This window comes from Geotalea toluenoxydans JCM 15764, assembly GCF_001311985.1.
Lineage (GTDB): Bacteria > Desulfobacterota > Desulfuromonadia > Geobacterales > Geobacteraceae > Geotalea > Geotalea toluenoxydans.
The window spans coordinates 1-10,928 of the sequence record NZ_BBCJ01000051.1; the positions used below are offsets into that span (position 1 = coordinate 1).

The 10,928-nt window shown below is 52.9% G+C and carries 8 protein-coding genes and 2 pseudogenes; 2 read left to right on the plus strand and 8 right to left on the minus strand.

Features of this window, described 5'->3' with window-relative positions; all coding sequences use genetic code 11:
• Together JCM15764_RS20340 and JCM15764_RS20345 are read left to right on the plus strand one after the other, a co-directional pair.
• Nucleotides 1–557: pseudogene (locus JCM15764_RS20340) on the plus strand (hypothetical protein); the annotation flags it as partial.
• Nucleotides 554–955, plus strand: a complete 402-nt coding sequence (locus JCM15764_RS20345) for a hypothetical protein (RefSeq protein WP_054698742.1) — start codon at nt 554–556, stop codon at nt 953–955. The pseudogene JCM15764_RS20340 and the gene JCM15764_RS20345, both read left to right, overlap by 4 nt.
• Before the next feature lie 150 nt (nt 956–1,105).
• On the opposite strand, the gene JCM15764_RS20350 is transcribed toward JCM15764_RS20345, so the two are convergent.
• From JCM15764_RS20350 to JCM15764_RS20390, 8 genes and pseudogenes are all read right to left on the minus strand, one after another.
• The gene (locus tag JCM15764_RS20350; RefSeq protein ID WP_054698744.1) at nt 1,106–2,053 is read right to left on the minus strand and encodes an REP-associated tyrosine transposase; all 948 of its coding nucleotides are present in this window, start codon (nt 2,051–2,053) and stop codon (nt 1,106–1,108) included.
• A 197-nt stretch (nt 2,054–2,250) separates the two neighbouring features.
• Nucleotides 2,251–2,712: a hypothetical protein gene (locus JCM15764_RS20355; protein ID WP_054698746.1), complete on the minus strand. Its 462-nt coding sequence runs from the start codon at nt 2,710–2,712 to the stop codon at nt 2,251–2,253.
• 244 nt (nt 2,713–2,956) lie between these two features.
• Complete coding sequence (locus tag JCM15764_RS20360) at nt 2,957–4,000, minus strand: fibronectin type III domain-containing protein (protein ID WP_054698748.1); 1,044 nt, start codon at nt 3,998–4,000, stop codon at nt 2,957–2,959.
• Nucleotides 4,001–4,140: 140 nt separating this feature from the next.
• Entirely contained in the window at nt 4,141–4,821 is a 681-nt protein-coding gene (locus JCM15764_RS20365) for a fibronectin type III domain-containing protein (RefSeq protein ID WP_054698750.1), read from the minus strand.
• Nucleotides 4,818–5,921 carry a fibronectin type III domain-containing protein gene (locus tag JCM15764_RS20370; protein ID WP_054698751.1) on the minus strand — a complete coding sequence of 368 codons (1,104 nt, stop codon included), beginning with the start codon at nt 5,919–5,921 and terminating at the stop codon, nt 4,818–4,820. Before JCM15764_RS20370 ends, JCM15764_RS20365 begins: the two co-directional genes overlap by 4 nt.
• Before the next feature lie 2 nt (nt 5,922–5,923).
• A complete protein-coding gene (locus JCM15764_RS20375; protein ID WP_054698753.1) occupies nt 5,924–7,606 on the minus strand; it encodes an SMP-30/gluconolactonase/LRE family protein in 1,683 nt (560 codons plus the stop codon).
• Nucleotides 7,607–7,695: 89 nt separating this feature from the next.
• Nucleotides 7,696–8,775 carry a hypothetical protein gene (locus JCM15764_RS20380; protein WP_243689515.1) on the minus strand — a complete coding sequence of 360 codons (1,080 nt, stop codon included), beginning with the start codon at nt 8,773–8,775 and terminating at the stop codon, nt 7,696–7,698.
• A gap of 399 nt (nt 8,776–9,174) precedes the next feature.
• A pseudogene (locus JCM15764_RS20390) lies at nt 9,175–10,928 on the minus strand (CxxxxCH/CxxCH domain c-type cytochrome); the annotation flags it as partial.

Below are 10,928 nucleotides of genomic sequence, written 5' to 3' on the forward strand. Positions count from 1 at the left end.
AAATAAATAAGCATTCGCTCCCCGTAGTTTACGGTAATCCTGCTGTATATGAAGAAGTGACCGAAGAATGCCAAACTTGTGGCGAAAGTGGTGACTTCTCAGGAGCAAATGATGAACTAATTGAAAAAGCTCTTGAAATCGCAAAAAAACAATCTGTCATAGATATGCTAGATAATTTGGCACACAAAGGCATAAAAATGTCCTATATGGAGCGTTCTTTAGAATTGCCTTCTAGGACAATAGCCCGTTGGAAAGGCGGTGAATTATCTGCAGCGACGTTAGCTCTTTTACGTATAATCCGAACTTTTCCTTGGATACTTGAAGTTGCTGAAGCACGATATGACCAGTCCATGGCTAAATATAGAGTAGTTGAAGAAGCCGGTCGTTTACTTCATGAGGCCTTAAGGCCTCATACGAGACAAGCCCAAATGGCCATTTTTTCTGATAATGAGAAAGTAGAAGTTCATACAAAAATCACATTTAATGTTCCAGGCTTTGCCGCTAATTCCATACAGCCACGATTTGAACGAATGGCTGTTGTCGGAGGTAACAAATGAAAATCATTGACTATATCATTGCTGAAGACATTCGATTTGAAACCGGGAACAAATTTTCGGTAATGGGTATTTATAGCGACGAAATCAAACTTGGGTTGCCATCTGACATAACTTGGCCAATTCCGTTTCGATTTGGTGTTTTTATTAGGGTAGAAATTGAAAATTCTGACGTACCTCCTAATCGCTTTGTTCTCAAGATAGATGTCGATGAAAAAGATATTGCCAGAATGGAAGGGAATATTGAATTTAAGGAATCTGTACGGACTATTTCTCTTCCACTCGTGATATCTCCTTTTCCACTTCCAGGATATGGAGGTATTCGTTTCATCTTCGAAATTTATAACAACGATGAACTAATAAGCTCCGAGAGCCATTCCCTTCAAATTCTCCCCGCGTAGTAAATACTACGTTATTTTGATCTACAACGTCTCAAGGCACCACCGGCGGAGCGTCAGCGGAGACCGCTGTTGCCGCTGGTTGGCTCCTAATTTTGGCAGTTTGCTTACATATTCCCCTTGCAACTTGAGAAGAACATAAAGGTGTCAGGTCTACACATTGACATTCCTCAACTTTGCATGCAGCTTCTCTACAAGATTTCTCAGCTCAGCATCCGCTGCTATCTTTTCTGCAAATCTCTTGCTTGCCTGCGATACTGCCGATTCACCTATACCAAATCGCTCACCGATCTCTTTCAGTCGTGCACCACTATATTTGTGGCTTATATAGATACTTGCCTTGGCTGAAAGCTGTTCGTTTTCTTCAAAGCAAGTTTTGGACTCTTCTATGATTGCTTCAAGCGACAATCGCTTGGAAATTTTCCGTAACTCTGGAAGGTTCCTGTCTGGCTCTTTGTTTACAAGATATTTCTCCTCTATTGCTGCCATGAATTCCTGAGTCCCAAGGATGGCTGTGGCTGTGGAGAAATCCAGAGAATACTCTCCTTCCTCCCCAAGCAGTTCATGGACAAAACGTTGATATTCTTTTTCGGCAACTTTGCCATTGCTGCCGAAATATCTGAGAATGAAGCCGGTTTTCAGCCACTCAGGGGCTTTGCTTTCACCGATGTACGCTCTGAAGCTCGACCACCGGTATGCTTCCGGTTCCTCTGCCATTTTTGCCCGGACGGGGTTCAAATGTATGTATCGGGAAAGCTCTGTTGCGTATTCATCGGCCTCTACCAATATCGCCTTGTATCTTCCCTGAAACAGGTGTCCCGTACGATTTCTCTTGGTGTTGTAATAATTTGTGTATGCCCCGTTTATATGCCGCATGATCTGTGACAGGTTCCCCTCTGGCGTTTCCAGCAACAGATGATAATGATTGCTCATCAGGCAGTAAACGTGGACTACTGCGCCATAGCGTTCTGTGGCAGTCTGCAAGTATGTGAGAAATTTCTCCCGATCTCGTTGACTTTTGAATACATCCTTCCTCTCATTTCCTCGCGAGGTGACGTGATAAAATGCCTCAGGATATTCGATTCTTAATGGCCTACCCATTTCATACCTCCTTTAATGCCATGGATAATTTCCGTCCAGAGCTTATCAAAGAAATATCATCTGTCAATGTGTAGACCTGACACCCCTATCTCTTTCTATCTTGTTTTAAACTACGTCCCAGTTGCCTTCCCACAAGTTTGCAATCCTGACCCCATTTTGTTCCCATTTTGTTCCTGTTGTTTCTGGATTTTTAGGTTTTATTTCTTTTTTCGGTACGGTAGATGACGATGGAAGCTAAGAATCCCAAAGGCCACAGTCAGAAAAAGAGATAATACGGCAATGTACATCGACAATACTGCCGTCGTGTAAGTGAACTTGCGGTCAATTAATGCACTTAGATCACTCCATGTAGTTTGGAGCCGCAGCGTTGCGGTCAATCCTTTCGAAAGGGACCATGTTTGTATGAAACTCATGGCGACCCCAGGCCCTTGTGTTGGTGCGGCAGTTTTAGCGTAACAGTCTTCGAGTGCAGTTTCATATTTATTGAGAATTTTTAGATGCTCTTTTCGGATGTTTCTTAATTTTGAGAAGGTTCGTATTGGGGCGAAAATGCTGACTTTTTCTGCTTTGCTTGCAAGTACGCGCATCTCAGCAACAAGCGGATCAACTACTTCTTCAATGTTCAAAGTAGGAATTGTCATTGATGGATTGTCAGTCATTTTTTATTCCTCATAATAATTATTGAGCAGGTAGAGTTCCCTATCTACATCTATATGGGTATTGGCTATATAGAAGTAGATAGATTGCAGTTATTGCTTGTTTCACAATCCATCTACCCGGTAAATCTTTCCACTTATTTCCTTCGATTATCAGTTCCCTGTTTTCCGCCGTTACCATGTCGTTGCATCATATCTGGCGCAAGACCACCACTACACCAAAAATGCATGCAACTCAATGGGAAATCTAACATGATGGGGGTTTAAATGGAAATGGGCAGGGAGACTCACCGGAGCAAGCGGCGGTGCGGCTACCGGCACCGCCGCTTTTTTCGATATCCTGAAGCGGACTGGGAAGGCGACGACACCTACTGACAGGTGCCGTCTGCAGATGTGTAAGCTGGGGTTGTCGCTTGCAGGGTGTTGCTGAAGGGCGAGAAGTCCCCTCCCGGTATGCCCTCACCTGATAGGCATAAGCCTTCTGGGGTTCGATGGCCATGGTATCGGTATAGGTGCCGGTGTTCGGCACCGTTGTCACCAGCCCCATTTCTCCGGTGGGAAGCAAGCGCCAAATCTGGAACCCGTCGGGATTTTCACAGGGGACCGGAGTGCAGGCGGCACCCGTGTAGCTCCATTCCAGTTTGATCTTGCCCGAATTCAGAGGGGTGACGGCATTAAGGTTTGGAGCACCGACTGCAGGGGTTTTCTGGCAGACAATGTTGCTTGGGGCCGAGTCACCGCCGGTGGTGTTCCAGGCAGTCATCTGATAGCAGTATTCCACGTTCTCCGTCAGGGACGTATCCCCATGGGTAGCGAAGACCGGCGCCAACGTGGGGCAGCCGATGGTTGGGCTGGTATAGTACCCGCAATAGAGTGTCGAATAGGCGATTGCCAGGTTGTTGATCTGGCTCCACGGTCCATTGCCGCCGATTGAGCGCGAGATCTTGTAATTGGTGGCGCCGTAGACCACCTGCCAGGTAAGATCTATTCTTGCCTCGCTGATCAGCTTTGTCGTCAATGAAGGTGCAGCCGGGGTTGTGGTGGCCGATTGGATATTGCTGGGCACTGAATAACTGCCGGCTGTATTTTTTGTGGAGACGCGATAATAGTAGAGGGTACCGGCAGAAAGGCCGCTGTTGGTATAGGTGACGGCGCCCAGGGCAGGGGTAGCCACCTGCGACCAGTTGGCGCCGTCGGGGCTTCGCTCCACCTTGTACCCGTCATTGCCGGCAACGTCGTCCCATGAAAGGATGATTTGGCCGGTGGTGATGCCGGACAGGGTATTCAGCACCGGCGGCGTGATGGGCAGGGTGGTTGCGCTCTGCTCGTTGGATGGGACAGAGTATGCGCCAACACTGTTTTTGGCATAAACGCGGTAATAGTAGGTAGTGTTGGCAGCAGCTGTGGTGTCGCTGTAGATGGCAACATCTGTTACGGGTGTTGCAACTGTGACCAGGCGACAGTGCCGGTTTTGCGCTCGATCTTGTAGCCGGTATTGCCGATGATGTTGGTCCAGGAAAGGTCGATCCTGGACTGGGTGATGCCGGTAAGGGGGTTGAGAACCGGCGCATCAAGCCACGTGGTCTGTGTGACAGTAGTACTCCACGGCGAAGCCCCCGCCAGATTGGCCGCGTTCAGCCTGAAACAGTAGGTGGCGCCCGGTAGCAGGCTGCTCACTGTCGTAGTAGTCGAGTTCTGGGCAACCGACGTGGAAGTAACGCCGGTCCAGTCTTCGGTGTTGCAGTCTGCGCCGTTTCGCACCTTGTGCTGCAGATTATAGGAAGTTTCCCCAGTTTTGTCGGTCCAGGAAAGTTTGATCTGGGAACTGGAAACTACCGAGGTGCTGAAGATCGGCGTAGGGGGAACGGTAGTTGCCATGAACTCGTTGCTGAAGGCTGAGAAGCTGCCATCGGCCAGCTTGTAGCGAATCTTGTACTTGTAGGTGTAGCCGGCTGTAAGCCCGCTGTTGTTAAAGACAACCGTATCGGCAGCCAGTGGTGTCGGTGTCCCATTGACGTAAACACTCCAGGAGCCGGTGCCTGGACTTGCCGGAGGAGTCGATTGGTATGTTGCTGCACTTCGCCACACTTCATATCCCACATCACCGGTCACATCGATCCAGCCAGGTCGATCTGGCCTTGGGACACGCCGGTGACGCTGGTGAGCGTTGGCGGACCATGGATGGTCACGCATGCCTCGTTGCTGTCACTCGAGCTTGTTCCATTGTAGGGCTGTACCTTGAAGCAGTATGGGATATTCATGCTCAATCCACTGACCGTATAAGCCGTGGTATTTTGAGCCAGCGGCAATCCGCTGCCGGAGAGGACGACACCGTCTTTCAGGACCCGGTAATTGTTTTCACCATAGACATCAGACCAGGAAAGGCTGACCGAGCTGTCCGTTGCGGCAGTGGCAACCAGATTTGTCGGACCGGAAACATTCGTCCGGGCCGTTACTATGGGGCTGGTATCCGAATTGACGGTTCCCACAGCCGTAACCCTCAACCGGTAAAGGTTGCCGGGGGTAAGACCGCTGATGTTCGTCGTGGTTGCGTCAATGCCCAGGTTGACCGTGGTCCAGGCGGTCCAGTAGTAATCATAGCCTGTATTCGAGGCGCAGTAAGTTTGATTCAGACAACCGGAATACTCCAGTTTGTAACCACCCTCAAAACTGTTGGGGTCGCTCCAGTTGACGGAGATTTCGCTGGTGGAAACGGTGGTTGCCGATATGACGGCCGGCGTCTGCAGCTTGGTTCGCCCGGACTGGACAAGGCTCGCCGTGGAATCGCCACCCGGATTTGTTGCCCGCAGGCGATAGTAATAAAGAACTCCGGCAACGACGGTGGTATCGGAGAAGCTGACAGCGGCAGCACCCGGAATGTCAATAACAGTCCAGGTGCTGTTGTCGGTGCTCCGCTCCACCTTGTAGCCAGTGGCGCCGGTAACTGCAGGCCAGGTCAGATCGATTTTGGCGGCGGTAATTCCGGCCAAGGCATTGAGAACAGGGGCAACCTGCACATTGCTGGCGAGGGAAAGCCCGGCACTGTTGATGGTACTGATTCGATATTGATAAACTACTCCGGCAGTCAGGGTTGTATCGTGGTAAAGCAAAGTATCGGGAGCGAGATTGCTGCCGATCTGGGTCCAGTTCCCTCCGCCCGCCATTCTCTCCAGCCGATAGCCGCTGTTGCCGGGAATATTGCCCCAGCTCACGTCTATTGCCGTTGCCGACAGCAGTGACAGCTGATTGAGAACCGGCGCCTGGAGGGTTGTGGTGGCGCAGGTGGTAATCTTTCGGGAAACCAGGCTGCCGTTGAAAGCTTCGATACGGTAGCAGTACCGGGTATTGCCGTTGAGGCACTGTCAACGAAAGCAGTCGTACCGGCAGAGGCGGTGTTGATCGGGGTCCAGATGCTGGAAGAGGTTATGGGTCCAAGGGTCCGCTCGATGCGGAAGCCGGCGCCGGCAGTATTGCTGCTCCAGGCAAGATCGATCCTGCTGTAATCTGCCTGCGGGGTTGCCGTGAAAGGTGCAGGAACGAGAATGAAATTATTGACCTGCTTGATCACCAGGTAATCGGCGTTTCCGGTGGCATTGGCCGAGCTTCCGGCAATGAATGCCTCTCCCTGATAGTTGACGGCGATGGAACTGGCTTCATCATTGCCGTTGGCAGCGCCGTTATAGATGGTGGCGCCCAGCAGCGCACCCTCATGGTCATAAATGAGCGAGATAACGTCTATGGTAGCTCCATTGCTGGTATTGCCGGCAACATAAACATACCCCGAGGCGTCCACCGCCATGGCCACCGCCTGGTCGTCGTTCATGGGACGCTGAAGGGTTTTCTGCCAGACCACATCCCCTGCAGCATTGTACCTGACAAGCGTCACGTCATGGTCACCGGCGCCGGTCAGTGTGGTCCCGGCAACGATGACTGCTCCGTCAATGGGGTCGATCCTTACCGAGACTCCGTCGTCGTCACCGTTTGCCGGCCCGGCAACCGGGCGTTCCCAGATCCTTTGGGCGATATTGCCGCTACCACTGTACTTGATGGTATAAATATCCCTGTTCCCGCCGGCAGTCTTTGCCGATCCGGTGACGTAGACATCTCCCGCCATATCTACGACAATCGAATTGCCGCGGTTATCCCCGCCGGAAACAACGCTGTACAGGTCGGACCAGACAAGGGCGCCGGTGGCGCCGCTGTATTTGGCGGTAAAAAGGTTGTAGATATTTGAATCCGGGGCCGTTTCACTATACCCGGCAACATAGACACTGCCGTCAGGCCCGATGGCTACCGCACTTGGGATGTCGTCCCCGCCCCCGTCGAAAGGCACCGCGGCCCAGGAGGTAACGGCATTGCCCAGCTCATCCAGGAGGGGCGCCGCAGCATATTTGACCACATAAATGTCTTCATTGCCTGCGCCATTTTTGCCATAGCCGATGACGACTATATTGTTGCCGGCATCGGTGGTGGTGGCAATGGCCGTCGCCCGGTCATCGATGGCGCCGGGGCCATTGTACTGACTGTGCCACAGTTCCGGAGGCCCTGTTGCAGGGTATTTCAAGGTATAGATGGAGTTGATGTTCCTCTGGGCCGGTGCGTAGAAAAGCTGTGAATAGCCTGAGACGATGGCGTTGTTGCTGCCATCCACCGCCACACATTTGGCCACATCCATTTCACTGTCAGCATCATCATAGAGGTGACTCCAGATGATACTTTTGTCCACGCTGCTCAGCTTGAGGGTGTAGTAGTCGAATCCCCCCACGGCACGGAGGCTGTAACCGGTGACCACCGGATTGTTGTCCGGACCGACGGCAACGGCATTGGCGAAATCATCCATATCATCGGGATTGTTGTACAGATAGCTCCAGCTGGGGGCGATAAAATTGACGAACACCGTCAGGGCCCGGGCCTCGTTGCTGTAGTGGGAATCGCCGTTGGCGGCGTTGTAAGCCCGTACCCGGTAGTAGTAATAATTGTTGGCAATCAGCCCTCATCGGTATAGGTGGTGCTCCCTGCTCCGACAACGCCAATCTGGGCAAAGGTTCCCTGCTCTCCCAGCTTCCTCTCGATCTTGAAGCCTTCCTCGTTGCCGGAGTTATCGGTCCACGACAGCCCGATGCTGGTGCTTGAAATGGTGGTGGTTGCCAGACTGGTGGGAGGATTGATTGCACCGGCATCGTATTTGATCAGGTAATAGTCCAAGTCGGTACCATTATCCGACCAGCCACCCACCAGGACGTCCCCGGCAGGCGAAAATCCCAGGCCTGCGGGGCGGTCATTTTTACCGGCAGTTCCGTTGAAGCTGCTGTGCCACAACTGGTTGCCGTTGTCCCTTTTATACTTGATGGTCTGAAAATCGTAATTTCCCCCTGTCACCGTATAGCCGGTAACCAAGACATCTCCTGCCTCGTCGACGGCGATGCCGGTGGCTATTGCCACATCTGTGTTGCCGTCTCCCGAATCGAAATTCTGCTGCCAGACCACAGCGCCGTTACTGCTTGCATAACGGACAGTATAAAAGTCGTTGGTGCCGGAAAGGGTCCAGGTATAGCCCGTAACATAGACATCGCCGCCATTGTCCACATACAGGCCGTTAGGTTCATCATTGAAGGCTCCGTTGTAGGTCTTTTCCCACAATATGGAACCGGTGGAGCCATTGTACCTGGCTGTATAGATATCCAGGTCCAGGTTGTTCGCCGCCGTGCCGCTGACGATTACATTGCCGCCGGCATCCATCTTCACCTGTTTCCCGGAACATACATATCCGGCCCCTGATGAGTAGCGCTTCTCCCACAGGTTGCTTCCGTCAAGGCCATATTTGATGGTGAGCAGATCATAGGACGTGCCGTTCCATGATTGCCCCGTTACAGCAAGTCCGTCAATGCCTGCGGCAAGGGAATACAGCTGGTCGGCGCCTTCGGCTGTCCCGTTATAGGTAACTGCCCAAAGGGGAGTCCCGTCAGGATCAGGGCCCCCGGCGCTGTATTTGAGAATGACGAGATCGTCATTGCCCGAAGCATTCTGGGTGGTCCCGCCAACATAGACATTATTGAGGGAGTCCACCGAAACGGCGGTGCCAGATCGTTGCCACCGGCCCCCCCGTTCCAGGTATGCTGCCAAAGCACGGCTCCGGTTGCTCCGCTGTACTTGATGGTGTGGATATCCTTGTTCGTCCCGTTCCAGACATAGCCGGTGACGATCACATCATTGGCTGCATCGACCACAATGGCGGTGGCCTTGTCCGAGGCTCCCGCCCTGTCATAAAAGGCGCTCCAGGCTATGTCCGACCCATCCGCCTTGAATTTGACGGTGTAGTAATCGTCGTTGGTGTCACCAGCAAGATTCCGGTAGCCGGTCACCAGGAAATTCCCCTGGGGATCCACAATGGAAGCCTGAGCCTCCTGGGTACCGGCTTTGAGGTCGCCCTTTTGCCAGATGATATCGCCGCCGGCGGCGAAAGAGTCACTGGGGGAAAGGTTGGCAAATGCCAGGATCAGGAAAAGCCCCCCCGTGAATCGACAAAATGTCCGGAAAAAGTAATTTGTTTTTATAGTTACCATGCGTCACCTTATTCCAGCTGTTATCGGGCCAGGCGCCGCCCGGATGGCAGTTGACCCCATACTGATCGGCGCCACGGGGGAAACTGCCGCTGCTTGGATTGGGATAGTTGGAATATTCAAAGGTAGCGGGGCCGTTAGACCCTGCCTGTCCGCCGGAAGCCACCCTCCCCCTGTGTCTGGTATCAAGGCAGTTGGTCTGCATGAGGCGAGGCATGCCGCTTGTGTGTGGCGCATGGCACTTGGAACAGCTATAGGAATGCTGGGTGTTGGCTCCCCATCCCTTGACCGACTCGTGCACCCGATCGGCACTTTTCCACGGCTGGTTCTTGTTGACGCCGTCGGTGAGCTTCGACTTGTTGTGACAGCGCAGACAAAGCCCGGCGTAACTGCTGTCGTCCTCTGAAATCCTGGCACCACCGAATGTATTCTGGTCGGTGTAAGCCCCCGGCGGCCCGTATAGCTTCTGCCCCCCCGGCGGATTAGCGGTATCTGCTATGGCCGCATCTTCCCGGTATGGTGATGTAAGCCAGGTTCCCTTAAGCATCGGCACGGCAAGGGGCTGCTTCGTTCCCAAAACCGGGCTTACCCCATGGGGATCGTGGCAGGGTGTGCAGAGGCCATTGATCTTGTTTTGCGCAGCAGTTGTATTGTTGAGGAAACTTGACGCTTTCAGGTGCCCACCCTTGATGGCCATATTCTTGTAAGAGTAACGGCTCATATATCCGGCCGTATCCGCCCCGAAGCGGAGCGAATCAAGGTAGCCCCTGATGGGTGCAGTTGCGCCGAATGTGGACTCATATCCCCATGGGGTTACGCCCACGTTCTGGTTCAGGTGGCAGTCGAAGCATTGACCGGCCCCGGCATTATAAGGATTGACGGAACCGGCGGCGCTATTGGCGGAAGCCTTGTAACTCATGGCGTAGCCTCCCTTGCCAGCCTGTGTTTCCTTCAGGTTCGCGCCGTTGTATGTACCGTTGAAAGTCAGGTAACTTGAGGTCACGCCTACCACCTTCGAGCCGTGGGAACTGTGACAGTCGAAACACTGTACGTTCTGGGCGCCGTTTCTGGTATTGGCAATGGAGCTGTCGAGGCCATTGATGGCATCGAAGCCACCCTGGTTGGCCACTGCGTTGCCGTGGGCGGAAACCGCCTTGGTTACCCTGTCCTTCTGATTGGCACCGGGATAGGTGGTGGAGTTGTACTTGCCCCAAGCCACGGTGCCCTGCTGTGAATAACGTGCAGCAACGCTCTGCAGATCCCATGCGTACTGGCGCGGTGTCTTGCAGTCGTCGAACGGCACGCTGTCATTGTTCTGGTCGCTGTGGCAGCTGATGCAGACATTGGTGAGCTTGGTCACTTCCGTCCGCTCATTGGCAGTGCCGATGTTGCTGGCAAGGAAGCTGACGGCGGTCGTATAGAGCTTATAGACGGTGGGCCTGATGCCGGGTCCCCAGACGACAAGATCTACGGGCGCATTCTTAGCCGACGAATAATTCTTGTAATTGTAGCCCTCATGGTGCTTCACATCGATGAGTCCTTCGGGGGTCGATTCCCAGTGGCACGAGTAGCAATGCTTGTTGGTTACCGTCACCCCTTGCACATGATGGGAATTGGCTTTCATCTGTCCCATGATGTCCATACGCATGCCGATGGTGC

What these genes read in the sequence shown, in the direction of transcription:
- JCM15764_RS20345 (WP_054698742.1), top strand. Translation starts at nt 554, where the DNA reads ATGAAAATCATTGACTATATCATTGCTGAAGACATTCGATTTGAAACC.
- JCM15764_RS20350 (WP_054698744.1), bottom strand. Translation starts at nt 2,053, where the DNA reads ATGGGTAGGCCATTAAGAATCGAATATCCTGAGGCATTTTATCACGTC.
- JCM15764_RS20355 (WP_054698746.1), bottom strand. Translation starts at nt 2,712, where the DNA reads ATGACTGACAATCCATCAATGACAATTCCTACTTTGAACATTGAAGAA.